This window comes from Streptomyces albipurpureus, from assembly GCF_023701525.1.
In the GTDB taxonomy this organism is placed as follows: Bacteria; Actinomycetota; Actinomycetes; order Streptomycetales; family Streptomycetaceae; genus Streptomyces; species Streptomyces albipurpureus.
The window spans coordinates 156,036-180,060 of record NZ_JAMQAW010000001.1; the positions used below are offsets into that span (position 1 = coordinate 156,036).

22 protein-coding genes are annotated in these 24,025 nt (G+C 67.9%); 9 read left to right on the top strand and 13 right to left on the bottom strand.

Going from position 1 to position 24,025, the window contains the following annotated elements:
• Positions 1-11 precede the first annotated feature (11 nt).
• The 3 genes from NBG84_RS00680 (at position 12) to NBG84_RS00690 (ending at position 4,443) form a co-directional block, all read left to right on the top strand.
• Complete coding sequence (locus NBG84_RS00680; RefSeq protein WP_250917203.1) at positions 12-2,273, top strand: ATP-binding cassette domain-containing protein; 2,262 nt, start codon at positions 12-14, stop codon at positions 2,271-2,273.
• A 281-nt stretch (positions 2,274-2,554) separates the two neighbouring features.
• Positions 2,555-3,331, top strand: a complete 777-nt coding sequence (gene ddaH / locus NBG84_RS00685) for a dimethylargininase (protein WP_250917204.1) — start codon at positions 2,555-2,557, stop codon at positions 3,329-3,331.
• A 137-nt stretch (positions 3,332-3,468) separates the two neighbouring features.
• Positions 3,469-4,443: an acyl-ACP desaturase gene (locus NBG84_RS00690; RefSeq protein ID WP_250917205.1), complete on the top strand. Its 975-nt coding sequence runs from the start codon at positions 3,469-3,471 to the stop codon at positions 4,441-4,443.
• A gap of 471 nt (positions 4,444-4,914) precedes the next feature.
• Here the strand turns inward: NBG84_RS00690 and NBG84_RS00695 are convergent, their stop codons facing one another.
• The 3 genes from NBG84_RS00695 to ligD all read right to left on the bottom strand — a co-directional run bounded on the left by NBG84_RS00695 (position 4,915) and on the right by ligD (position 7,235).
• Entirely contained in the window at positions 4,915-5,205 is a 291-nt protein-coding gene (locus NBG84_RS00695; RefSeq protein ID WP_250917206.1) for a WhiB family transcriptional regulator, read from the bottom strand.
• 78 nt (positions 5,206-5,283) lie between these two features.
• Positions 5,284-6,078 (bottom strand): VOC family protein, encoded by a 795-nt coding sequence (locus NBG84_RS00700; protein ID WP_250917207.1) that lies wholly within the window; start codon positions 6,076-6,078, stop codon positions 5,284-5,286.
• A 143-nt stretch (positions 6,079-6,221) separates the two neighbouring features.
• Complete coding sequence (gene ligD / locus NBG84_RS00705) at positions 6,222-7,235, bottom strand: non-homologous end-joining DNA ligase (protein WP_250917208.1); 1,014 nt, start codon at positions 7,233-7,235, stop codon at positions 6,222-6,224.
• Between the two features lie 52 nt (positions 7,236-7,287).
• On the opposite strand from ligD, the gene NBG84_RS00710 reads away from it, so the two are divergent.
• From NBG84_RS00710 to NBG84_RS00720, 3 genes are all read left to right on the top strand, one after another.
• Entirely contained in the window at positions 7,288-8,358 is a 1,071-nt protein-coding gene (locus tag NBG84_RS00710; RefSeq protein ID WP_250917209.1) for an ATP-dependent DNA ligase, read from the top strand.
• Positions 8,359-8,924: 566 nt separating this feature from the next.
• Complete coding sequence (locus NBG84_RS00715; RefSeq protein ID WP_250917210.1) at positions 8,925-9,185, top strand: hypothetical protein; 261 nt, start codon at positions 8,925-8,927, stop codon at positions 9,183-9,185.
• A gap of 108 nt (positions 9,186-9,293) precedes the next feature.
• Positions 9,294-11,366, top strand: a complete 2,073-nt coding sequence (locus NBG84_RS00720; protein ID WP_250917211.1) for an MDR family MFS transporter — start codon at positions 9,294-9,296, stop codon at positions 11,364-11,366.
• Here the strand turns inward: NBG84_RS00720 and NBG84_RS00725 are convergent.
• The 5 genes from NBG84_RS00725 to NBG84_RS00745 all read right to left on the bottom strand — a co-directional run bounded on the left by NBG84_RS00725 (position 11,356) and on the right by NBG84_RS00745 (position 17,403).
• A complete protein-coding gene (locus tag NBG84_RS00725) occupies positions 11,356-11,790 on the bottom strand; it encodes a YchJ family protein (RefSeq protein ID WP_250917212.1) in 435 nt (144 codons plus the stop codon). The genes NBG84_RS00720 and NBG84_RS00725 overlap by 11 nt on opposite strands.
• A gap of 227 nt (positions 11,791-12,017) precedes the next feature.
• Complete coding sequence (locus NBG84_RS00730) at positions 12,018-15,398, bottom strand: NACHT domain-containing protein (protein ID WP_250917213.1); 3,381 nt, start codon at positions 15,396-15,398, stop codon at positions 12,018-12,020.
• 52 nt (positions 15,399-15,450) lie between these two features.
• The gene (locus tag NBG84_RS00735) at positions 15,451-16,083 is read right to left on the bottom strand and encodes an isochorismatase family protein (protein ID WP_250917214.1); all 633 of its coding nucleotides are present in this window, start codon (positions 16,081-16,083) and stop codon (positions 15,451-15,453) included.
• A 222-nt stretch (positions 16,084-16,305) separates the two neighbouring features.
• A complete protein-coding gene (locus tag NBG84_RS00740; protein ID WP_250917215.1) occupies positions 16,306-16,542 on the bottom strand; it encodes a DUF397 domain-containing protein in 237 nt (78 codons plus the stop codon).
• On the bottom strand, positions 16,543-17,403 hold the full coding sequence (locus tag NBG84_RS00745) for a helix-turn-helix domain-containing protein (RefSeq protein ID WP_250917216.1): 861 nt from the start codon (positions 17,401-17,403) through the stop codon (positions 16,543-16,545).
• A gap of 129 nt (positions 17,404-17,532) precedes the next feature.
• Between NBG84_RS00745 and NBG84_RS00750 the strand changes: the two genes are divergently transcribed.
• The 3 genes from NBG84_RS00750 to NBG84_RS00760 all read left to right on the top strand — a co-directional run bounded on the left by NBG84_RS00750 (position 17,533) and on the right by NBG84_RS00760 (position 18,797).
• Positions 17,533-18,024, top strand: a complete 492-nt coding sequence (locus NBG84_RS00750) for an ATP-binding protein (RefSeq protein WP_250917217.1) — start codon at positions 17,533-17,535, stop codon at positions 18,022-18,024.
• On the top strand, positions 18,018-18,434 hold the full coding sequence (locus NBG84_RS00755) for a hypothetical protein (protein ID WP_425608549.1): 417 nt from the start codon (positions 18,018-18,020) through the stop codon (positions 18,432-18,434). Before NBG84_RS00750 ends, NBG84_RS00755 begins: the two co-directional genes overlap by 7 nt.
• Before the next feature lie 69 nt (positions 18,435-18,503).
• Positions 18,504-18,797, top strand: coding sequence for a hypothetical protein (locus tag NBG84_RS00760; RefSeq protein WP_250917218.1), 294 nt, complete (start codon positions 18,504-18,506; stop codon positions 18,795-18,797).
• A 361-nt stretch (positions 18,798-19,158) separates the two neighbouring features.
• On the opposite strand, the gene NBG84_RS00765 is transcribed toward NBG84_RS00760, so the two are convergent.
• The 5 genes from NBG84_RS00765 to NBG84_RS00785 are packed head-to-tail and all read right to left on the bottom strand — an operon-like array spanning position 19,159 to position 23,804.
• Positions 19,159-19,869, bottom strand: a complete 711-nt coding sequence (locus NBG84_RS00765) for a hypothetical protein (RefSeq protein WP_250917219.1) — start codon at positions 19,867-19,869, stop codon at positions 19,159-19,161.
• Positions 19,857-21,446: an ABC transporter permease gene (locus tag NBG84_RS00770; RefSeq protein ID WP_250917220.1), complete on the bottom strand. Its 1,590-nt coding sequence runs from the start codon at positions 21,444-21,446 to the stop codon at positions 19,857-19,859. The genes NBG84_RS00765 and NBG84_RS00770 overlap by 13 nt, the downstream gene beginning before the upstream one ends.
• The gene (locus NBG84_RS00775; RefSeq protein WP_285366224.1) at positions 21,443-22,339 is read right to left on the bottom strand and encodes an ABC transporter ATP-binding protein; all 897 of its coding nucleotides are present in this window, start codon (positions 22,337-22,339) and stop codon (positions 21,443-21,445) included. The genes NBG84_RS00770 and NBG84_RS00775 overlap by 4 nt, the downstream gene beginning before the upstream one ends.
• A 20-nt stretch (positions 22,340-22,359) precedes the next feature.
• Entirely contained in the window at positions 22,360-23,187 is an 828-nt protein-coding gene (locus tag NBG84_RS00780) for a zf-HC2 domain-containing protein (RefSeq protein ID WP_250917222.1), read from the bottom strand.
• The gene (locus NBG84_RS00785; RefSeq protein ID WP_250917223.1) at positions 23,187-23,804 is read right to left on the bottom strand and encodes an RNA polymerase sigma factor; all 618 of its coding nucleotides are present in this window, start codon (positions 23,802-23,804) and stop codon (positions 23,187-23,189) included. Before NBG84_RS00785 ends, NBG84_RS00780 begins: the two co-directional genes overlap by 1 nt.
• Positions 23,805-24,025 lie beyond the last annotated feature (221 nt).

Below are 24,025 nucleotides of genomic sequence, written 5' to 3' on the forward strand. Positions count from 1 at the left end.
GCGTCGGCTGTATGCCCGAGAACATCGTCATCACCGGCGCACGCGAGAACAACCTCCAGGATGTCTCCCTGACCATCCCCAAGAACCAGATCACCCTGTTCACCGGGGTCTCGGGCTCTGGGAAGTCCTCGATCGTCTTCGACACCATCGCCGTCGAATCGCAGCGGCAGCTCAATGAGACCTTCACCTGGTTCATCCGCAACCGTCTGCCGAAGTACGAGCGTCCCCACGCCGACGGGATCGATGAGCTTTCGGTGGCGATCATCGTGGATCAGAAACCCATCGGCGGCAATGTGCGCTCCACCGTGGGCACGATGACGGACATCTACTCGGTGCTACGGGTTCTCTTCTCCCGCCACGGCACACCGAGCGCGGGGGCAGCGACGGCGTACTCCTTCAATGACCCGGCCGGGATGTGTACGGAGTGCGATGGCATCGGCCGCACGGTCCGACTCGACATCGACCGGGCCGTCGACTGGTCCAAGTCCCTCCACGAGGGGGCGCTCCTGCTGCCGGGGCTGACGGTCGGTGGTTGGGAGTGGAAGCTCTACGCCGAGTCGGGCCACTTCGACCCGGACAGACCGATCGGCGATTTCACCGAAGCGGAGCGCGAACTCCTGCTGTACGGAGGGGATTTCACCGTACAGCTGCAGTTGAGGACAGGCTCGGTGGAGATGCGGTTCGAGGGAATCGTCAGCCGGTTCACCCGGCTCTTCCTCAAGCGGGACACCACCAGTCTCTCAGCGAAGCGGCGCGAGGCAGCGGACCGGTTCGTGGTGCAGCGCCCCTGTGAGACCTGTGGTGGTTCGCGCCTCAACAAGGCCGCACTCGCCACCCGGATCGGCGGGCTGAACATCGCGGACTGGACCCGGATGGAGGTCGCGGACCTGGTCGAGGTGTTGGGCCTCATCGATGACCCGGTGGCGACCCCGATCGCCACCGCCGCACGGCGGAGACTGGAGCGGCTGGTGGGGATCGGGCTGGGCTATCTGTCGCTGGATCGGGAGACCACCACCCTCTCCGGCGGCGAGGGGCAGCGGCTCAAGATGGTCCGCCACCTCGGGAGTTCCCTCACCGGCCTCACCTTTGTCTTCGATGAGCCCAGTGTGGGCCTGCACCCGCGCGATGTGGGACGGCTCAACGACCTCCTGATCAGGCTTCGCGACCGGGGCAACACGGTACTGGTGGTGGAGCACGACCCGGATGTGATCGCGATCGCGGACCATGTTGTGGACATGGGCCCGGGAGCAGGCCGCGACGGCGGCCGGGTGGTGTACGAAGGACCGGTGGCCCAACTCCATACGGCCGACACCCCCACGGGCCGGTCAATGCGCCACCGCACGGAGTTGAAGGACTCGTTCCGTACCCCGGACGGCTGGCTGCCGCTGACCGGCGCCGACCTTCACAATCTCCGGGACGTCGATGTGCGGTTCCCCACCGGTGTGCTCACGGCGGTGACCGGGGTGGCGGGCTCCGGTAAGTCCACCCTGGTGTCGGAGGTGTTCACCTCCGCCTACCCGGAGGCCGTGGTGATCGACCAGGGCGCGATCAGGGCCTCTTCGCGCTCGACACCCGCTTCCTTCCTTGGGATCATGGACACCATCCGCAAGGTGTTCGCGCAGGTCAACGGCGTCCCTGCGGGCCTCTTCAGCTTTAACTCGGACGGTGCGTGCGGGGAGTGCGCGGGCCGCGGAGTCAGCTACACCGATCTGGCCTTCATGGACCCGGTGACCACCACCTGCCCGGTCTGTGAGGGGCGACGTTTCCATGACGAGGTGCTGAAGCACCGGGTGAGGGGCGCCTCGATCGTTGACGTACTGGAGATGACCGCAGCCGGGTGCATGGAGTTCTTCGACGATCAGACACTGCTGCGCAAGCTGCGCACTCTGAACGAGGTCGGGCTGACCTATCTCAGCCTGGGCCAACCGCTGAGTTCGCTGTCGGGCGGTGAGCGGCAGCGTCTCAAGCTCGCCACCCAACTTCACCGTACGGGCAGTGTGTATGTGCTGGATGAGCCGACCACCGGTCTCCATCGAGCGGATGTGGACACCCTCATCACATTGCTGGATCGACTTGTGGACGCGGGTAACTCGGTGATCTGCGTCGAACACCATATGGATGTGGTCAAAAGGGCGGACTGGATTATTGATCTGGGCCCGGAGGGCGGAAAACACGGGGGCACATTGGTCTTCGCCGGTACCCCCGAGCAACTTCTCGCGAACCGCGCCTCCTTCACCGCCGAGTACCTCCGTCGTGACCTGGGATGGGAGTGACCGGTTCCGCCGTGGACGACGATCAACGCAGGGGTTGGGAGACAGGTCTGAGGGGCCGGTGGTCCACTCCGCAAACACCCCCAATGGCCGCACTCCTCTACCGCTCCGCTCAACGAGTGCTTCAGATCGGGCTCCGGACCAGCCGGTAGACCGGCAGGACCGCCGCAGCACTCTCCGTGGGTGAGCGAACACCGAGCCGACCCCGAGAAGGGTTACCTGCCCCGGCACCGCGGGACATGATGGAGCGCGACCCAGCCCCGGCAACTCCAGGAGTCGCACCCGTGCCCAGCAGGAAAGCCCTGATCCGCCGACCGAGCCCAGGCATCGCCGAGGGGCTGGTCTCCCACTCCGAACGGAGCTCCGTCGACGCCGACCTCGCCCTCTTACAGTGGGAGATGTACGCCGAGGCCCTGCGCGAGCACGGCTGGGAGACCATCGAGACCGAGCCCTTGGACGAGTGCCCGGACGGTGTCTTCGTCGAGGACACGGTGGTGATGTTCCGCAATGTCGCCCTGATCACCCGCCCAGGTGCGGAGTCGCGCAGGCCGGAGACGGTGACCGTCGAGGAGAGCCTGGCCCGACTCGGCTGCTCGGTGAACTGGATCTGGGAGCCGGGCACCCTGGACGGCGGCGATGTGCTCAAGATCGGTGACACGCTCTATGTGGGGCGGGGCGATCGGACCAACGCCGCCGGGGTGCAGCAACTGCGGGCGGTCTTCGAGCCGCTGGGCGCTCGGATCGTGGCGGTACCGGTGAGCCGGGTACCGCACCTCAAATCGGCCGTGACCGCACTGCCGGACGGTACGGTCATCGGCTATCCACCGCATATCGATGCCCCCTCCGTCTTTCCACGCCATCTCCCGGTGCCGGAGCAATCCGGCGCCCATGTGGTGCTCCTCGGCGGTGGCCGACTACTGATGGCGGCGAGCGCCCCCAAGACGGCGGAACTGTTCTCGGATCTCGGCTATCAGCCCGTTCCGGTGGACATCAGCGAGTTCGAAAAGCTTGAAGGCTGCGTGACGTGCCTCTCGGTCCGCCTCCGCGAATTGTCTGTATAACCTACCTGACCAGCGCATATGACGTTACGTAGTCGACTCGCCCGGGGACGGGCTTGGACGTGCGCTTATCGCGCCCTTAACCTACGGTCTCGTAACCTACGAATCCGTAGGTAACTCTCCCGTCCCCAGGAGCATCAGTGACGATCACCTCTCCCCACCTCGGCAGTTCGGAAGCGTGGACCGACGCCCGACTGCTGTACGCGCTGGAGGAGGTCGTGGAGAAGGAGCTCAACCGGCATCTGAAGGTCGCCAAGGACTGGATGCCGCATGAGTACGTCCCGTTCAGCGACGGACGGAACTTCCCCGGTATCTTCGAGGACGGCGAAGCCTGGGAGCCGCAGCAGTCGAAGGTCACCGACATAGGCCGTATCGCGCTCGTGGTGAATCTGCTGACCGAGGACAATCTCCCCAGCTACCACCATGAGATCGCCTCCCTCTTCGGCCGCGACGGCGCCTGGGGCACCTGGGTGCACCGGTGGACCGCGGAAGAGGGTCGGCACGGCATTGTGATGCGCGACTATCTGCTCACCTCCCGCGCCGTGGACCCGGACAAGCTGGAGCAGTTCCGGATGACCCATATGGCGGAGGGTTTCGAGTCCGACAACCGGCACTCGATGCTGCACTCCGTGGCGTATGTGGCCTTCCAGGAGTTGGCCACCCGGGTCTCGCACCGCAACACGGGTCATCAGTCCGGCGACCCCGTCTGCGACCGGATGCTGGCCCGTATCGCCACGGACGAGAACCTCCATATGGTCTTCTACCGCAATCTGCTCGGCGCGGCCTTCGAGATCGCCCCCGACCTCACCATGGAGGCCGTGCGCGACGTGGTGGTCAACTTCCGGATGCCGGGGCACGGCATGCCGGGCTTTGAGCGGGCCGCGGCCCAGATGGCGATCGGCGAGATCTACAACATGCGCATCCACCACGACGATGTGCTCGCTCCGGTACTGCGCTTCCTCAAGGTCCTGGACATCGAGGGCCTCGGCCCGGACGGACTGAAGGCACAGGAAGAACTCGGCCTCTATATGGACGGGCTCGACCACGAGGCGAGCAAGTTCGACGCGAAGCTCGCGGCCCGTAAGGCGCGTCTGGCCGCGCGAGCGGCCGGCTAGGACCCAGACCGCCGAACGGGCCCTCCACAAGGCCCCCACCCGGTTGATCCCCCTCCGCCGCGGACGGGCAGGGCATGGCCCTGTCCTATGCCGACGGCCTGTCGGGGATAGCGATCTGGCGCCGATTCATCAGCGGCGATCCGGTTCACCGCCCTGACCAGGGCCGCCTCGTGGGCCTGGCCTCGCTCTCCTCCACAGCACCGGCTTTCTGGCAGACCAGGCCGCGCCCCTCCCAAGCGAAAGGGAGCGCGGCCTTCGCCATGGGCGACGCCTTCACGGAGACCACCGGCCGGACCGCGTGGTCGATCCCCATCACCACGTCCCGGGGCGGAAAGAGCCGTGGGTCTCGGACAGCCAGCGGGGGCGGGGGCGCACCACGCACCCCCGCCCCCGGCTGCCCCCGTTCCCCCGTGGGCAGCAAGCATGCTGAAGACCTGTTCGGTGCACGCGCTCTGCACCCTTGAGTCAGGATCAGTGCACGGTATCGGCGGCCTTGGCGTCGCCCCAGCCCTGTGCTCCTCGGCGTTGCTTCAGCCGGTGCCGTTCCTTCTCGGACAGTCCACCCCACACACCGAACTTCTCATCGTGCGTCAATGCGTACTCCAGGCATTGCAGCCGTCCCTCGCACGCCCTGCACAACTGCTTGGCTTCCTGGGTCGAGGAGCCAGGAGCAGGAAAGAAGAAGTCGGGGCCCGTCTGCGCGCACAGTGCGCTCTCCTGCCATGAGAGGGCGTCGGTGGTGGTGTTGATCGGCGTCGGCATGGGGCCCACGCTCCCCCATTGCGATAAACAGCCGATCAACGAACCATCAACAACAACCAACGGACGGGCTGCCCAAGATCAGGGGCCCGAGGTTCGCGGCTGCATCAGTGCGAACCTCGCCCCGAAGGGATCGGCGACCTTGGCGAACCTGCCGACGCCTTCCATGTCCACGGGGGGCATCCGAACCGTACCGCCCAACCGTTCCGTCTGCGCCACCGTTGCGTCGCAGTTCCCGACCTCGAAATAGGGCAGCCAGTAGGGACCGTCCGTCTCGGTGGGATCGATCGCCAGGGGCACGACACCGCCGAACATCGCCTCCGGATCGGCGCCAGCGGGGTGCACCATCGTGTACGAGCCGGTGCCGTCCGGGAAGGGCATCGAGGAGGTGCCCCAGCCGAACACGCCCTGGTAGAAGGCGAGCGCCGCGTCCTGATCACCGGTGTACAGCTCCAGCCAACAGAGGCTGTTCACCTCGTCCACCAGGTCCAGGCCCTTGGTGAGCGCCGGCTGCCAGACGGAGAATCCCGCTCCATCGGGGTCCGTGAAGACGGCCATCCGCCCCTGGTCGAAGACATCCATCGGGTCGAAGAGCACCGTGCCGCCGCCCCCGCGAACGGCCTCCGCCGTGGCCTCGGCTTCGGGCGACTGGAAGTAGATGTTCCAGGCGGAGGGGCTCTGTTCCGGGGTGACCGTCATCCCCGCGGCGGCGGTCTTGCCGTCCAACTGGAACATTCCGTAACCGCCTGCTTCGGGGCCGGCGGACAGGAAGTTCCAGCCGAAGAGCCCTCCGTAGAATTTCTTCGCGGCTTCGATGTCGGGGGTTCCCAGGTCCAGCCAGTTCGGTGAACCGGAGACATATCGCGTGGTCAACATGGGTGTGCTCCTCTGGGGCACGCTGGGACATCCCGTCGGGGGTCTGCACCTACGAGTCTGCGCTCGATGTCACTGCCCCGCATCCGAGAGATCTTGGGGACCTCCCTCAGCTCGGTGACGGTGACGGGTCCGACCGCGAGGCCCTAGTCCGTCGTGTCCCGGGCCCGGCTCGGCTGGACCCGCTTGGGCTCGCCCGGCATCTTGGGGTACTCGGGCGGATAGGGCAGGTCCCCGAGCCCGTGGTCGGCCTCATCGCGGCGGGCCGCCTCCAGGAGGGATTCCAGGCTGAAGCGCTGGTCGTCCATGTCCGCATGGACATCGCCCACCTCCGCGTACCGGGTGGGCATCGTCTTGATGTCGAAGTCCTGGGGGACCGCGTCGTCGATCTCCTCCCAGCGCAGCGGGGCGGAGACCGGAGCGTGCGGTCGAGGTCGTACGGAGTAGGCGGAGGCGATCGTGCGATCGCGAGCGGTCTGGTTGTAGTCGACGAAGATCCGCTCACCGCGTTCCTCCTTCCACCACTTGATCGTCACTCGGTCGGGCATCCGCCGCTCCAACAGACGTCCACAGGCAATCGCGGCCCGTCTGACCTGCGTAAAGGTCCAGCGGGGTTCAATCGGCACAAACACATGGAGTCCGCGTCCACCAGAGGTCTTGGGCCAGCCCCGCAGACCGGCCTCCGCGAGGACGGCCCGTAGCTCATGAGCGGCGCGTACGGCGTCCGCGTAGTCGGTTCCCGGCTGGGGATCGAGATCGATACGCAGTTCGTCGGGGTGGTCGGTGTCGCCACGGCGTACCGGCCAGGGGTGGAAGGTGACCGAGCCCAGATTGGCCGCCCAGAGGATCGCCGCCGGTTCCATCGGGCACATCTCATCGGCTGATCTACCGCTGGGAAAGGTGATGTGGGCGGTGGGAATCCACTCCGGGAGGTACTTGGGCGCCCGCTTCTGGAAGAACGATTCACCGTCCACCCCATCGGGGTACCGCTCCAGGGTGGTGGGGCGGTCATAGAGCGCACGGGTCATGCCCTCCCCGACCGCGAGGTAGTAGTGGACCATGTCCAGCTTGGTGTAGCCGGGTCCGGGAAAATAGATCTTGTCGGGATTGGAGACGCGTACCGTCCGCTCTCCCACTTCCAGTTCCACCGCTCCGGCCATGTGGATCAGCGTAGAGCGAGCCGACATCGCTCGCATATCAGACAATCAATCTATGGATCTTCCGGTGATGCCGCCCCTCAAGCCGATGCTCGCCAAGTCCGTGCGAAAGATCCCGCCGGGAATGCAGTACGAGGCGAAATGGGATGGCTTTCGGGCGATCGTCCATCGGGACGGGAGTGAGCTGGTGATCGGCTCCCGCACCGGAAAGCCCCTCACCCGCTACTTCCCGGAGCTCGTCACCTCGCTCATGGACGCCCTGCCCCCACGCTGTGTGGTCGACGGGGAAATCGTGATCGTCCATCAGGACCGGCTCGATTTCGAGCGACTCACCGAACGTATCCACCCCGCCGACTCCCGGGTGCGGATGCTCGCCGAACGGGACCCCGCGAGCTTTGTCGCCTTCGATCTGCTGGCGATCGACGAAGAATCCCTGCTGGAGACCCCCCTGGTCGAGCGCCGAGCACGATTGGCCACCGCGCTCGACACAGCGGGCCCGCAGATCCACCTCGCCCCCGCCACTCAAGATCAGGAACTCGCCCGGCAGTGGTTCGAGACATACGAGGGCGCGGGGCTCGACGGGATTGTCGCCAAGCCTCTCGATCTGCCGTACCGTCCGGACGCCCGGCTGATGTTCAAGATCAAGCACGAGCGGACCGCTGACACGGTCGTGGCCGGATATCGCTTCCACAAGAGCGGGCCCATCGTCGGTTCACTGCTTCTTGGCCTCTATGACGACACCGGCGCACTCCAACATGTGGGAGTCTGCGCGGCCTTCCCGATGGCGCGGCGCGCCGAGTTGGTCGAGGAGTTGGAGCCGCTGCTGATGGATTCCCCGGATGAACACCCCTGGTCCGCCTGGGCGCAGGAGAGCGCCCATGAGGGGGCGAGGCTACCGGGGGCCCAGAGTCGCTGGACGGGTCGGAAGGACCTGTCCTGGGTGGCGCTGCGGCCCGAACGGGTGCTGGAGGTGGCGTACGACCATATGGAGGGCGATCGATTCCGGCATACGGCGCAGTTCCGTCGCTGGCGTCCGGACCGGACTCCGGTCGGCTGCACCTATGCCCAGTTGGAGGAGCCGGTGCGCTACGACCTGGCCGAAGTGCTCTCCTGGCGCAACGAGTGACGGGCTGGCGCACTTGAAACACCGTGGGGAACAAGTGGCCTGTTCCCCTGGGACGGTGAGGAGTCCGATGACTTCCGTCGGGTCCGGCCCACCCGGCCCGTCGAACGCGGAAATGATCAATGCCCGCTGAGTACAGTCGACTTGGCGCCATTCTCGATTCAACAAAGTGCCCGTAGATTCGGGTGAGTGGTCCCTGTTCGCGTAAGGTATGCCGTCGGTGCTGCCGGAGGCAGGGGCCGGATGAGCCATGCGGTGCGTGCCGTTCACACGACACCGTCAGTCGCGACCACTTCGACGGGGGGGCGTGGCCGACGAGGTTGCCGCACTGTCTCATCCACTGTGCGCCTCGCGCATCCCATGACCGGTTGCCGTCCGCGGTGCGGCGGGCGGAAAGCCGGCGGGGACGGGACGGTCAGCTCCCCCAGGCGTGAACACCATCCATGGGACGGCCAATGGCGGTTGCCCCACCGAGACATCCCCGCCGACGAATGCGGACTTCCGTTCGTTACGTATGGAGGGTGGGCATTGCCGGAGCGGCGGCGCCCGAGCAGACAAAGGACTGGACCGTGACTCCCTCGCCTCTCATCCCCGTACCCATCCCCGACCGTGTGGCCGCGTTGATCGGGTCCTGCATGCCCACCCATGTGCTGGAGGCGGAGATCGAAGCGGACAGCGCGGTCCGTGAGGTGCATCGGTTCCGCGGTCCGCTCTGCCACGAGGATCGAGCCGATCGGGAGCACGCCCTGTCGGTGCTGGCCCGCGCCAACAAGGTCCTGGCCGCCCACCACCCACTGCTGATGATCCGCCCCAACCGCGCCTACGGCTGACCCGTCGACAGCGCCACCGTGTGAGCCAGGGGCCGGGGCGCCCCCGGGCGTGCCCCGGGCGGACCCGCACCGCATGCGGCTGATCCTCGGCGGTGTGAGGCTGCGAGGATGACCAGCGATACCACCGGTGTCCGCGCACCCGCCGCGGCGCCACCCGTACTCGATGTGCGGCAGCGCAATATCGTCTTCGGCACGATCATGCTGGGGATGCTGCTGGCCGCGCTCGACCAGACGATCGTGGGCACCGCTTTGCCGACGATCGTGTCGGATCTCGGCGGCGGCGACCATATGTCCTGGGTCGTCACGTCGTATCTGCTCGCGGAGACCGTGGCGACCGTGCTGGTCGGTAAGTTCGGTGATCTCTTCGGCCGAAAGTTGATCTTCCAGGTTTCGGCGATCATCTTCATCACCGGGTCCTTCCTGTGCGGCCTGGCCGGCAATATGACCCTGCTCATCGTGTGGCGCGGCATGCAGGGCATCGGCGCGGGTGGGCTGATGGTCACCTCCATGGCGCTGATCGCGGATGTCGTCCCCCTGCGTGAGCGCGGTAAGTACCAGGGCGCGATCGGTGCGGTCTTCGGCGTGGCGACGGTCATCGGGCCCCTCCTCGGTGGATGGTTCACCGACAATCTGACCTGGCGTTGGGCGTTCTACGTCAATGTGCCGATCGCCATTGCGGTGGTCATCGCGGCGGCCCGTACGATCCCCGCGGTACGTTCGGTGAGCCGTCCGATCATCGACTATCTCGGCATCGCCCTCGTCGCGGTCGGCGCCAGTGCGCTGATCCTGGGGACCAGTTGGGGCGGCAACGAGTACGGCTGGGGCTCGCCGATCATTCTCGGGCTGTTCGCCGGTGGCGCGCTGGCGCTCGTGCTCTTCTGCGTGGTGGAACAGCGGGCAGCGGAACCGATGCTGCCGATGCGGCTGTTTCGGAATCCGGTCTTCACGGTGTGCTCGGTGCTGAGCTTCATCGTCGGTTTCGCCATGCTCGGTGCGATGACGTTCCTGCCGACCTACTTGCAGTACGTGGACGGCGACTCGGCGACCATTTCGGGGGTTCGTACCCTGCCCATGGTGTTGGGGCTGCTGATCGCCTCGGTCTTCAGCGGCGTCGTCGTCAGTAGGACCGGCCACTACCGTGTCTTCCCCATCGCCGGCTCAACGGTGATGGGCGTCGGTCTCTATCTGCTGTCGTTGATGGGACCGGAGACCAGCAGTTGGCTGGAGTCGTTGTACATGTTCGTCCTGGGCACCGGTATCGGACTGTCCATGCAGGTCCTGACCATCGCGGTACAGAACACGGTGGAGTACGCGGATCTGGGCACGGCGACCTCGGGGGTCACCTTCTTCCGTACGCTGGGCAGTTCTTTCGGTACCGCGGTGTTCGGCACGATCTACACCAACTCCCTGGTCCCCAACCTCGCCCAGGGAGTTCGGGAGGCCGTGCGGGCGGGCGGTGCGGACGCGGCCACGGTCGCCAGACTGGCGCGCAGTCCCGAGGGGTTGAAGCGGTTGCCGCAGGCTCAGCGGGAACCCATTGTGCAGGCGTACGCGGATTCGCTGCATACGGTGTTCCTCTGGACGGTACCGGTGGCGGCGTTGGGGTTGGTGGTCGCGCTCTTCCTCAAACAGGTCACCCTGCGTGATTCCGCGCGTGCGGCATCGACGGACATGGGCGATGGCTTCTCCTCACCGACCTCGGGTGACTCGGCGAAGCTCCTGGAAGGTGCCGTGGCCAAGATCGTGTCCCGGGTGGGAACGGACACCGCACGAGGTGTGGTCGAGGGTTCGGCCTCACGTCTCGACGTCGCCGGTGCTTGGGCGGTGATGCAGGTCGAGATGATGACCCGGTTGGTGGGGCACGCCAGCACGGGGCTGATCGCCGCGCGTCATCGTCTGCCACCCGAGGTGTTGGTTCCGGTCTTTGACCGGATGGTGGAACAGGGATTCCTCGCACGCGAGGGCGACTACTACGCCCACACCCAGGCCGGGCGGCAGGAGGCCGCCGCGATCACCCGGGCCTGGCAGCAATGGTTGGGCGACCGTCTGGAGCAGGACATCGGGCGCCCGGCGGGGCCCCAGCTGCGAGCAGCAGCCGATGTGATCGCCAAGCGGCTGCTGGTGGAGGACCTCGCCCAGGGGCTTCCCGATGCGGTGGAGAAGGCGGCGGTTACTCGATGAAGGTGCCCTCCAGATAGACCCAGGCGCCGCCCACCCGCTCAAATCTGCTGCGCTCCTGGAGCGCGCCTCGGTTGCCGTGATGCCGGTAGCGGGCCCGGAACGTCACCAAACCGGTGGAGTGGAAGGGGCTCCCGTCGACGACCTGAAGGATCTCCAGGCCCGTCCAGCGCATGCCGGGGTCGCACTCCAGTTGCATCGGTCGGGTGCCGGGATGCCAGGTGCGCAGGAGATAGGCCGTGTCCTCGGCCACGAAGGCCGCATAGCGGGAGCGCATCAGCAGCTCGGCGGTGGGAGCGGCGGCCTCTCCGGCGTGGAAGCGCCCGCAACACTGCTCATAGGTGGCGGGCAGCCCACAGGGGCAGGGCGAAGCCGGGGTGAGTGCGGGGGCTGAGGTGCCATGGTGGCGGGGGTTGCGTCGAGCCATACCCCCATTCTCTCGCGGTGGGCCGAGGACCACGGGACACGGGGTGTCGGGCACCTCCAGGGGTTCGCCGAAGGACCTGCTCGGGAACCCGTCCGGGGTCGGCTGGAGGACTCAGCTCGGGGTCTCCTTGAGGTGCGAGGCCCCAGCACGGTCACTGTGTGCGATGACCTATATCGGATGATCTCGGAGGAACCCCGTACCTCGCTGAGTGTCTCCACAACACCGCACTACGCCGAGTGACCGTCAAGGAATCCCCGCGCCCATGCGAGGACCTCCCCAGGCACCACCGTGTGATGGTGGTCGGACAGTGCCAGCACCCGTACCGCGGCGATGCGAAACGCCTCCTGGGCCGCCGCCGAGCCATAGGAACCGGGCATCAGCGCCAGCAGCCGGTGGGACGCGTTCCCCGCGAGATCGTCCAGGCACTCCCTTGCGCACGACTCCAGCCTGCTGTCCTGGTGCAGTTCCAGCGCGGTCAGCGCCGCCTTGGCCCGAAGCTCCTGACATGCCACGTCCAAGCCCCAGGGGTCGGGGGCGTCCAGCACCGCGCAGACGACATCCACCGGGAGTCGGTGGGCGTCGGTGGCCAACTGCCCCAGGATCAGCCGCAGCACCCGGTGCTGGGAGACATCGTCGAGGTTGGTCCACGCGCCCATGAAGGACAGGCAGTGTTCGTACCGGGCGATCAACTCGTCCTCGGGCGCGCCGAGTCCACTCGTCAGCCAGAGGGAGAGCAGGCCATGGGCGAAGGAGGTCGCGGTGCCCTGCGGAGTACCGATGAAGGACGAGACCGCCGGAGCCATCCACTGGAAGAGGGGGTCGACCGCGTGCAGCACGATCGCGTCGTCGGTTCCGCCCGACACCACCGTCTTGTGCCGGATCTGGTCGGGGTAGGCCCGCTGCCAGCCCTGGGCGCCACCCTGGTCGCCGTCGCCGGGGCTTCGGGAGGACAGCCAGCAGACGTCCACCGGCTCCGGCGGTGGGAGCACTTCGGTCGGCAGGATCTCCAGATCCTGCCGATCTTGGCGTTCGCCGCTCCAGATACCGCGGGTGTGGAGGGTGAGTGCGAAGTCCGTCCACTGGGTCTCGGTGAAGGCCGCCCGCCAGAGCAGCGCCCGTCGGTGCCAGACCAGGGCGGGCTTCTCGGCCTGCGGAAACAGCTCGCTGGCGCGCACTCCCCCGGTGATCTGAAGGGTGAGGGTCACCAGATTCGCGCAGTAGACGGCATGACGGGAGGTGGTCGCGCGCGGCGTTGGACGGTAGTCGGTGAACCGGTGCTCGGTGCGATGGCGGTGGTCGCCCATCACCATGATCAGTAGTTCGCCGAGCCGGCGTCGCTCGTCGGTGGAGATCTGGCTGCTGCGGGCACCGATGAACCGCAGGATCTGGCGGGAGGACAACGGGCCGTAGGACAGGAGCACATAGAGCAGGTCGTCGTCGACACTGGTACGGCCCACGGTGAGCGCGGGGCGCTGGGCGAGCAGTCCGTGCAGCAGTTGTACGGAGAGCCTGGCGATGAGGTACTCGCCGAAGGTGGCGTGCAGAAACTCATAGGTCGCCAGCCGCTGCTCATCCCGGATCGCCTGGGCCCGCTGGACGAAGAAGAACCGGCCGAGCGCGATCTCGCCCTGTCCGAGGGGGGCGCGGAAGCCCTCCGCCACGGGTTCCGGTCGGCCGAGGAGCGCCGCGAGGTCTCGTTCGGCCTCGGCCGTGGTGATCCATTGGCGGCGCCGGTTGAGCATCCCGAAGGAGATCAGGGAGAGCCGCTGCAACTCCTGCTCGGCCCGTTCGCGCAGCTCGCGCTCCGCCCCGTCGGGAAGGGACTTGCCGACCTCACGGGCGGCGAAGGAGGCGAGCAGTTCCTCGTACAACTCGGCCTCGTCGAGGGGCTCGTCGGCGCCCGCGCCGCGTTGCAGGGCGTTGCCGGCGCCGTCGTACAGGGCGAGCATCAGCAGGAGCAGCGGCTGGGAGGCGAGTGCCTGATGGCGTACGGCGACGGCCGCTGGCAGCGGGTCGAGACCGCGGGCGGTGAGATAGGGCTCGTTGAGGCGGTTCCAGAGGTCGAGCCAGCGGGCGGTCTGCTGCTGGCTGAAGGGTTCCAGCCGAAGCGCTACCGCTCCGTCCGGGTACCGGGCCCGGTCCGCCACCGCGGTACGCGTGGTGACCAGGGCGAACACCGGACGCCCCTGGTCGGCTTCCCGTTCTTGGAAGCGGGCGACCCGCGCCAGGTAGTCGGACTGGCTGACCCCGGTGGCCTGGAGGAGTTCGTCGAAGCCGTCGAAGAGGAGGACGGGCACCGCTCCGTCCGCGGCTCGTACCAACTCCGGCCAGGAGGCGCGCTCCCCGGTCGCGGCTCGCAGTGCGTGCTCGATCTGGTCCTGGATATCGGCGTCGGCCGGCACCTCGCGCAGCACGATCCGTACGGGTAGGTAGCCGCCGGCGGGTAGCCGGGCGGCGAGGATCTTGGTCAGTACGGACTTCCCCGCGCCGGGCTGGCCAAGGACGACCAGGGGGGCGCTGGTGGAGGCGACGGTGGTGAGGACGCCCGCGAGGTACTCGGTGATGTCGGAGCGCACGGGAGCGGTCTCCCACCACTCCTCCTCGGCCGGCCCGTGGGCGCCGTCGAGGACCGCGCGGACCCGGAAGTCGGGATCGACGTAGCCCTCACCGAGGGTGGGTAGACACATGCCGGCCGGTGCTTGCCCCTCCGAGAGGATCGGTCGGGTCAGCGCCGCCCGATAGCCGGTGACCAGGGAATCGGCGACCAATCGCGGGGAGTGCGGGGCGCTCAGTCCGGCAAGGGCGGTCTCGATGCCGGTGAGCGCGCGGCGCACGGAGACCCGGGTCGCCTGGTGCTCGATCTGTCCGGACCAGAAGCCGAACTCGGGCACATCAGTGGCGAGTTGCGCGTAGAGCTCGCGGTAGCGCTCGGTGGCCAGGGCGCGGAGCGGCCCGCCGACGAAGGCGTCGTGGGCGTCGGCGCGCTGCCGGGGAGCGAGGCGCTCCCACAGCAGTAGACCGGCGACGAACTGGCGTAACCGCACTCCGGCGGCGGTGAACCAGTGCTCCAGCTCGTGCAGGACGTGTTCATAGGGGAGATGGGGCGCCGGCTGGGGAACGGATCCGGCGAGCAGGGTCTGGAGGAGCCCGGGGCCGCCGCCCTCGACGCCCTCGCCCTGGGCGATCCTGAGTTGCTCATCGCGGGTCAGGTCCAACTCGGCTAACTGGAAGGGGAGTTCCAGTTCGTCCAGGGCCTGGAAGAAGGCGGTGATCACCAAGATGGTGTGGGCCGCCGCGATCCGTTCCGTACGGGTCGCGCGGTCGACGGCGTCGAGACTGCCGCCGAGTCCGGTCGTGAGATCCCGACCGAGCCTGAGGATCCGCCCCCGCGCGTCGAGGACGTTCAGTACGGCGTCGCTGACCCCGCCGGTAGCGAGGGACAACGCCCCGCCGAGCGCCCGGTCGGCGGCCGCGAGTCCCGCGCTGTCGCCGGTGAGGATCGCCACGGCGTCGTTGTAGCTGAGCAGTCGTCGTCCCCGCACTGAGCCCCCGAACTCCCCCTGGGCCCCGAAGACCCGCCTTACGCCCGTCTTGAACGGGTCTATCACGCGGCTCGGGGTGGATTCGGTGCCCTTCGACGAACTGCTCCCGAAGTCCCGTCTACCGGAATCGGGTTGGGGGCGCGAACCGTACGGCGTCCGATTTCTGTACGAATACGGGGTCCGAGCCAAGGGCGTGCTCGGCGACCCGGGAGACGACTGGGGCCGGGATGTCATCAAGGCCGTAGGTCGCATGGGTGTCGTGCGGCAGGACGACTTCCAGATCGTGTGCCAGCGCACCGCGTGCCGTGGCGCTGACGCACATCTCCGAGAGGACTCCGGCGATCACCACCCGGCGCGCACCCCGCTGATCAAGGAGCGGGCCCAGCTTCGTTCCGTGGAAACCGTCGTCGCCGTCCTTGGCCACGATGTGCTCATCGGCCGATTCGCTCACGGCGAGCAGTAGTTGCCAGCCCGGGGTACCGGGCTCGTCCACCGCTCCCGGCTCGCCGTCATTGCGGAGATGCACCACGAGCGCACCGGCCGCGCGGGCTCGGCGCAGGAGCGCGGCAAGTCGTTCGGTGAGCCGTTCGGCGCCGGGAACCGCCTGCGCGCCGGTGAGAAAGGCGGCCTGCGCGTCGACCAGGATCAACGCGTCGGCTTCCGCCGACACCGCGCGGGGGACGGAGATCCAGGCCCCTGTCTGGACGAACCCTCCCGCGGCGGCTTCGGCCGCCGGCTCGCGGTCCCGCACTGCGGCCCTCCTGAAGTTGGCCGCGGGCCCCTGCGGGGCCATGGAGTGAGACGATCCGCGATCGAGCAACCACGATCAGCTACGATGGCAGACACCGACGGCGTGCGGACTGTGGTGCCGCACGCCGTGTTTGCTGATGCCTGACTTGTCTCGGTCCGAAGTGAACACGGGGATGGCGAGCCGTGTGGCTGATGACATGCGCGCCAAGGCTGATCGGGGCCGTCAGGTGAGCAGGAAATCCGCCTGCCCGGCCTTGGCTCCCTGGATGAACGCGGCGATCTCGCTCGGTGTGTAGATCAGTGCCGGCCCATCCGGATCGGCCGACTGACGCACGGCCACCCGCCCGTCCGCGAGCTTCATGGTTTCGAAGCAGTTACCGCCGTTCCCACCGCTCCACGGCTTGTGCCAGCCCACCTCGCCCAGCTCGGTGGCCGGCATACCGTTGTATATGTGGTCCATTCACAGCTCCTTGCGGAGACCCCGGAGGATCTCCTTCGTGCGTTGTGCAGTCGCGGCCTGAGCCGCCATGCGGTCCAAAACCTCCAGATGCGAGGCGACCTCGGGACGCGCGTCGAGATAGACCGCGCCGGTCAGGTACTCGCTGTAGACCATGTCCGGCAACTCGGGGACAGCGAACCGGAACAGCACAAAGGGCCCGTAGGTACCGGGGTGATGTCCGGAAGCGAACTCCGCGATTTGCAGGGTGACATGGGGCAGTTGGGCGCCTTCGAGAAGTCGGTCGATCTGACCTCTCATCACTGCTGGGCTGCCGACGGGTCTCCGAAACACCGTCTCGTCCATGATCACCCACAGTCTGGGGGCCTTGGGCTGGGTGAGCAAGGCCTGACGTTCCATCCGCAGCGCCACATGACGCTCTATGTCCTCGGGATCGGTCTGACCCACGGCACCGCTGAGCATGATCGCTCGCGCGTACTCCTCCGTCTGGAGCAGACCGGGCACAAAGTGAGGCTCATAGGCGCGGATGAGGCTCGCCGCACCCTCCAGGCTGACGTACATGCTGAACCAGCCAGGCAGGACATCGTGAAAGCGCTGCCACCAGCCTGGCTTATTGGCTTCCTCGGCCAACTCGATGAAGCCGCGAGCCTCGTCGTCGCTGATTCCGTACGCGCCAAGGAGCAGCTGAACGTACGGGATCTTCAGCGCGACCTCGGCGGTCTCCATGCGGCGAATAGTGCCCGCGGCCACCCGAAGAACCTTGGCGGCTTCCTCGCGCCTCAGCCCGGCGCGCTCGCGTAGATCCTGCAAGCGCTTTCCGAGTACGACCTGCCCCACCGTGGGGGCGGACCGCGGTTCGCTCACTTCGAGACCTCCCCACGTGCTCTGTTGTTGCGAGCAGTCTGCCACGCGACCGCATCGATGAATATGCCCACTCTGAAAATTTCAGAGTGGGTCTTGCCAAGGTGTCCATTCCAACGCAACAGTGGTCAAGTGAATCGTGACGCGCTCCACGCCCCACTCCTGGACCCATGCTCCGGGGCCGACCACCATCGGTACGGCTTCGAGCTACCGGCGCGCGTCGAGTATGTCTCCACAGCCCGAAAGTTCGCTCGCGATCGATTGGACTGCTGGGGCATAGGCGGCGACGTCCATGACACTGCGATGCTGGTGGTCTCCGAACTGGTCACCAATGCTGTCGTTCACAGCGGCAGCCATCGGATCTCTTGCGAGCTGCTCAATGGTGTCGAGCGGCTCCGAATCAGCGTGCGGGACCAGGGCTGTGCGCCCAGTGGCCCGCGGGTATGCCACACCAAGGCCGCCGAGGAGCGAGGACGGGGCCTGCTCCTCGTGGAGGCCGTATCCAGTTCATGGGGGGCACACGCCACCCAGCAGGGCAGCGGTCGAGTCGTCTGGGCGGAACTGCTGCACACAGATGTTCCGTACGGAGCGGACTTCCCGCGGCGGACGGAGCGATCTTGCTGACACAGTTGACGGCCCGACTCAGCTGGAGCGCCGGCCGGCGCACCGAGGCGGACGGCCTCACCCGACTCGCGCTGCCGGCCACCGTCGTGCCGACGATGGGCTGCGACGCGGTGGGAGTGCCGGCCCGCTATGGGTTTCGGCTGCTGGGACGGCTGCCTCGCAGCGGCTGCGTCTTCGCCAATTCCGCCTGGTGGTGGTGGATCGTCCCGGCGGGCTCCGACCAGGAGCTCATCTGGCCACTACCCTCGTACTACGCCAAAGGAGCCTACGTACCGGCGACACAGGCCCGGTTGATCCGCTGGCCCACCGACCAGAGCCCCTACACACCGCCGATCCCGCTCTACCTCATGACCTGCCAGTTGACCGGGACAGCACCGCTGTGGACGGTCGGGGTCGGCGGGCACGGTTAGCACGCGGTGATCACCACAACGGCTGGTCCGGGCGGCCCGGGCCAAGGCGAGACGGATAGTCTTGCGAGCATGTCGGAAGCCAACACAAGCCCGGAACGGCAGGGGCTCACACCACGTCAGGCACGCCATGTCCGCATAGCGCTCTCCGCGATCATCATGCTCGCGGTGGGGCTGACTCTCGTCCTCCGACTCGGTAGTACGCACTCGGTTCTGACCATGGGGTTCTATGGCATCGCGCTGATCCTCTCGGGCAGCGCGCTGGTACTGAGCAAGCAAGGGCGTACCCGAGTGGCCACAGTGGTCCTGGGGACTGGTGTGGCTGTGACGCTGGCGGCGGAGTGGGCGATCGCATCGATGCGCTGAGAGAGTCCCGACGCCGCAGAGAAGGCCCTGCGCGGTAGGAGAGAGAAGAGCAGCGGGAAACCGCTCAAGACCACAGAGACCACGGGGGAAAGAGGGGAAGGGTAGCGAGCAGGCTTCCGCGCGGGGGAAGGCGGGGAACCTGGTCCGAGGGCCGACCTCCTGGGGGGAGGCCGGCCCGACCCGACCCGGCGTGTGGTGGTCGAGGTGTCCTGGGGAGGGCGCCTCGACCACCGCACGCCCTTGGCTCACGCGGCGCCCGGGACAGCCCGGAGCCGGGCCCGGCGGTAGCCGCCGACGCCATGAGCGGTTCTGTGCCCGGGGTTTGCCGGGTTGGCCTGGTGTCTGCCGGGTTCCGGGCGCGCTAGCTCTTGCCGGACGGTTGTCTGGGCAGGAGGAAGACCGTCGTCGACAACGCCACCGCGCCCAGGAGCCGCCAGCGCGGAAGTGACTCGGCCCAGCCGCGGACGTCGTCCGGTTGGGCGTAGAAGGCGGCTTCCGCCGGAAGCACGGCCAACGCCACGGCGAAGAGGACCACTCCGGCCCCGCCCAGCAGTCCGCCACCGAGCCCCCGGGTGAGCCGTAGCCCGACAAGCGTCAGCGCCACGGCCACCAGTGCCACGATCAGACACTCGGCTGCCAGATCCGCGAGGGGCAGGGCGGAGCGCGCGTCATCCGGTAGGGCCATCATCAGCAGGGCGATATCGAGCCACCACACGGCGGTAAGAACCATCAGCCCGCCGATGACCCTCAGCAGGCGTCGTAGCCAGCACGGCGAGGGGCATACGGCAGTCATGTCGCTCGCGGGATCGTCCAGGACGAAGGCCAGCCCCAGGCCGCCCAGGACGGCGGCGAACCGCAGCAGTGTGACCGCGCCGCTCGGATCGGGCGGCTGGAGGAAGGCGGGGGCCGCGGCACAGAGCACGGTCCCCAGCAGTACTCCGAACAGCAGGGGCATGGTGCGTGCCGCATGGAACTCATGGGGGAGCAGTGGGCGTACGGCCCGCAGGACGTGTCCCAGCGCCACCGGATCGGACTGCCGGCCGGGCGCGGCCCCAGGGGTCAGTGAGGGCATGAATAGATGCTCTTCTCAGTGGAGTCGATGGCCGCCGGAGGTGGGACATCCAGGATGCGAGCGGCCTGAGCGCTGGTGGTGGCGGGGTGAGTCAGCTTGTCCCAGTGCCGTTCGACCACTTCTCCGACCTCGTCGGCGGGCCGGTCGAGCAGCTTCAGGGCGAGGTTCACATCGGGGCTTTCCACGGCGGTGGTCTCCAGCATCCCGCCGAAGCCGATCACCATGCCGTAGTGCCGTACCAGCAGGGAGCGGATGGCGGACTCGCTCTCCTTGGTCGCCTGGCCGGCGAGCCAGACGGTGAGAATCCCCCGACCACCGCAGACCGCTTCGCCGTTGGCTTCGGACGGGCCCTCGATGATGCGCCGGGCGAGTGCGGTGGCATAGCCACTGACATCGTCATCCGCCGCATCGCTGCCGTTGCCCCAGTGCGTGCCGACCGAGACCGCGCCCGGAGTGCCCGCGCGGCGATCGTCCTCGGCCCAGCGGTTCGGCCGTGCCTCCACGACGACCCCCGGGCCTGGGGTGGTGATGGGTGCCAGGCGCTGGCGGACGGTGATGGGTTCAGGGCGTGCACTGTCCGGAACCCGGCGCACGATGCCGTCCGTGATCTGGGACCACTGCCGGTGCCTGTCGATGAACTCGGGGAAGGCGCAGTAGGTGACCACCCCTTTGCGTACGCAGGTGTGGAGCGCCGCCGGAGCCTCCTCGGCCCGTTTCCTCGCTGCCGACACCGACTCGGGCAGCGGACGCAGTTGGGCCGCTCCGGTCGCGATCACCCCGACGAGCGCCAGTACCGCGGTGCCGCTGACCACCCGACCGCGGTGTCCGGATCGCAGCAGCGCCAACGCCCCGAAGGCGATCGTGAGCAGCAGGAGATAGAGCAGATGGAGTTCTGCGGGGCGGTCCATGAGCTCGGCGGGCAGCGAGTCGCCGCTGCCGAAGTCGGAGTCGATCAGATCCAACCGCCGCCATGGGGAGGCCATGTACCCGAAGAGGGCTTCCGCGATGGTGACCAATCCCAGCACGACCAGGGTGATCGGCCCCGCCGCGATGGAGCGGGTCACCGTACCGATCAGTACCCCGAGAGCGCCGGTGATCAGTACGAGAGCGGGCCCGGTGGCGAGTTCGGCCGCCGATGGACTACTCACGGCCCCGGGGAGTAGCGCCAGCCAGCAGAACCTGATCCCCGCGAGGGTCGCGACCAGCGCCACGACGGGAAGCAGCGCCAGAAGATGAGCCGCGACGCGCTGCGCGGGAGTCAGAACCAGTGTCGCGAGCCAGGCGGCGGTGCCCTCGCGTGCGGCGCGTACCACCGCCATATGGGAGGCGAGAAGCACCCCGGCGGCCGGCAGCAGCAGTTCCAGTTGCAGTACCTGGTCCTCTTCGTGGAGCACCGGGTACTCGGTCAGTCCGCTGGCCGTGGGGTAGGCCCAGACGGTCAGACAGAGTGCGAGTGAGACCAGTACGGCCGGGTGGCGCAGCAGTCGGCGTGCTTCACACCAGGCCAGAGCGCGGACGGCGGCCGACGCCATGGTCAGCGGCAGTGCGGTGGGGCGGACCTGCTCGGCTACCGTCATTCCGCTGCTCCGTCCGGGGTAGAGTTCAGCAGCAGATAGGCGTCCTCAAGGGTGGGTTCGGCCAGTTCGGCGCCGGGTGGCGGGGTGCCGATGTTGCGGTAGGTACGGGCGCGGGTGCGCCAGCCCGCGATGGCGCTCGGGTCGCGGTCCTCGCCGAACCAGACACGTCCGCGGGCGATCTCGCACAGGCCTTCCGGGGTCTCGTCACAGCGGACCCGGCCCGCCTCCAGTACGACCACGCGATGGCAGAGCGCGGTGACGTCCTCGGTCTGGTGGGTGGAGAGCAGCACGGTGCGATCGGATGCGAACTCGGCGATCAGGTCGCGAAATCGCAGCCGCTGTTCGGGGTCGAGACCCACGGTCGGCTCGTCGAGGATCAGTAGTTCGGGCTCTCCGATGAGCGCGGCGGCCAGGGTGACCCGCTGGCGCATCCCGCCGGAGAGCGACTTCATCTTCTTGCCCCGTTCCTCGCTCAGCCCGACGGCTGCCAGGACCCGTCGGACCTCCTCGTGGCGCGCGGCTCGCTCGGTGTGTTCCTTGAGGATGGCGATGTAGTCGACGAACTCAAAGGCGGTGAATTGCCGATGGAATCCCGGGGTCTGGGGCAGATAGCCCAGTCGACGGCGGATCTCCTGCCGCTCGGTGGGGACCAGCGGGTTTCTGCCGAGGATCCGAAGCTCTCCCCGGTCGGGGACCAGGGCCGTGGCGAGGATGCGCAGCAGGGTCGTTTTGCCGGCGCCGTTGGGGCCGAGGAGGCCGATGACCCCGGTGGAGAGGGTCAGTGACACTCCGTCGAGGGCGAGCGTGCCGCGGAAGCGGACGGTTAGCCCCTGTACGGAAGTGCTGGCCCCGGGGGATACGGGTTCGGCCGCTGCTCCGGTGTCGGTGGCCAGGGGTGCGGGGGGTGGTGGTTTCACAGGCGGATGCCCTTCTGGAAGTCGAAGTCGGCGCGTAGCAGGATCAGCAGGGTCAGGGCGATGAGCAGCAGCACGGCGAGTACTGACTGCCCTGGCAGGGAGAACAGCGCTCCGGAGTGTCGGGTGAGGGTCACCGCGCTCAGCCAGGCGACCGAGGTGGTGGCGGCTGCGGGCAGCGAGCCGATGCGGGGCAACAGCAGCAGGCTGGTGACGGTCAGCAGGCAGGAGGGCAGCAGCCAGCCGAAGGCGGCGGGACCCCACCGGGGCAGGACGAGGGAGGCTGCGGCGGTGAGGAGGGCGGTGGTCGCGAGGACGACCGCGGTGCGCAGCAGCACCAGCCGAAAGGCGCTGGGCGCGGCGACCCTGCCCAGTTCGTATCCGGGGTCCAGGCGGCCGCCGAGCGTGCCGGCGATCCCGGCCGCGGGGAGCAGGGGTGCGACGGTCAGGAAGATGAGTGGTGGCCCACCGGGTTCGGCGAGCCGCACGGTCAGTGCCGCGAAGACCAGGGTCAAGCAGGTGCCGAGGAGCCAGGTGGCACGGAGCGCGGGGGTGGCGGTCAGCAGCCGGGCCGCGTCGTCGGGCACGCCGAGAGCGAGCAGGACTCGCTCCCAGGGTCCTGGGGTGGGGAGGTCGATGGCCCGGTCCAGGGCGTGCCAGTTCCGTTCCACCGCGGTGGCGTCGACGAAGGGGACCAGTCGGGAGCGGCAGGGTGCGCAGTGCTCCAGATGGGGTTCGAGGCGGCAGCGGGATTCGGGGGGAAGGGTGCCGAGCGCGTAGTGGCGCAGTGCCTCGCCTGGTGGATGGGGTGTCGGGGGGTGCTCCATCAACGCTGCTGCCTCTCTGGTGGGTGGTGCGGTAAGGCGTCGTCAGGGCGGGGTGAGGGTTCCGCTAGTTCCGCGCGGAGTCGTCTGCGGGCGCGTTGGGCTCTGGATTTGACGGTTCCGGTGGGCAGCCGTAGCCGCTGTGCGGTCTGCTGGGTCGTCAGTCCTTCGAGGACGGTGGCCTGGAGGACGTCCCTCAGATCGGGGGGAAGCCGCCCCAGGGCGGCCCGTACGGGACCGAACTCGCCCGATTCCAGGACCTGCTCCTCGGCCGAAGGCGTGGGAGTACGCCGGAAGGCGTCGAGTGCGCGCTGTATCCGGCCGCGGCTGCCATGGGTGCGGGCGGCGTCGGCGAGGCGGCGGGCGGCGATCCGCCAGAGCCACCCGGCGAAGTCCTGCACTTCGGGCTGTCGTCCCTCGGTGCAGCGCCGCCACACCGAGAGGAAGGCCTCCTGGACGATGTCGTCGACTTCGGCAGGATCGGCGCACCGATACTGCAACCGCGCGCTGAGCCAGGGCGCATAGCGGCGGTACAGCGCCTCGAATGCGACCCGATCGCGCTCTCTCAGCGCGGCGAGCAGCTCGGCGTCGTCGGGTTGGTCGCCCGTTGTGACGTTCACATCTGCTCGTCGGGAACGGGGGGTGGGATGGTTCGCGAAATGGATGTGATGTACATCACCCAGCGTCGGCGGGCATGGTTTCGCGGCACGCCAGGGACCGCGCCCCGGCCCGGCGAGGCGACTCAGCGTCCACGGGCACGGGTTCGCCGCACACAGGGAAACACGACGCGGTCCGGTGGGGCTGGTGGGGTGCGGTCTCGGCCCTTCGGAAACCGGGTCGA

What these genes read in the sequence shown, in the direction of transcription:
- NBG84_RS00725 (WP_250917212.1), bottom strand. Translation starts at nt 11,790, where the DNA reads ATGGCTCGACGCAACCCCCGCCACCATGGCACCTCAGCCCCCGCACTC.
- NBG84_RS00700 (WP_250917207.1), bottom strand. Translation starts at nt 6,078, where the DNA reads ATGTTGACCACGCGATATGTCTCCGGTTCACCGAACTGGCTGGACCTG.
- NBG84_RS00760 (WP_250917218.1), top strand. Translation starts at nt 18,504, where the DNA reads ATGTCGGAAGCCAACACAAGCCCGGAACGGCAGGGGCTCACACCACGT.
- NBG84_RS00740 (WP_250917215.1), bottom strand. Translation starts at nt 16,542, where the DNA reads ATGGACCACATATACAACGGTATGCCGGCCACCGAGCTGGGCGAGGTG.
- NBG84_RS00720 (WP_250917211.1), top strand. Translation starts at nt 9,294, where the DNA reads ATGACCAGCGATACCACCGGTGTCCGCGCACCCGCCGCGGCGCCACCC.
- ligD (WP_250917208.1), bottom strand. Translation starts at nt 7,235, where the DNA reads ATGGCCGGAGCGGTGGAACTGGAAGTGGGAGAGCGGACGGTACGCGTC.
- NBG84_RS00680 (WP_250917203.1), top strand. Translation starts at nt 12, where the DNA reads ATGCCCGAGAACATCGTCATCACCGGCGCACGCGAGAACAACCTCCAG.
- NBG84_RS00710 (WP_250917209.1), top strand. Translation starts at nt 7,288, where the DNA reads ATGGATCTTCCGGTGATGCCGCCCCTCAAGCCGATGCTCGCCAAGTCC.
- NBG84_RS00695 (WP_250917206.1), bottom strand. Translation starts at nt 5,205, where the DNA reads ATGCCGACGCCGATCAACACCACCACCGACGCCCTCTCATGGCAGGAG.
- NBG84_RS00765 (WP_250917219.1), bottom strand. Translation starts at nt 19,869, where the DNA reads ATGCCCTCACTGACCCCTGGGGCCGCGCCCGGCCGGCAGTCCGATCCG.
- NBG84_RS00770 (WP_250917220.1), bottom strand. Translation starts at nt 21,446, where the DNA reads ATGACGGTAGCCGAGCAGGTCCGCCCCACCGCACTGCCGCTGACCATG.
- NBG84_RS00780 (WP_250917222.1), bottom strand. Translation starts at nt 23,187, where the DNA reads ATGGAGCACCCCCCGACACCCCATCCACCAGGCGAGGCACTGCGCCAC.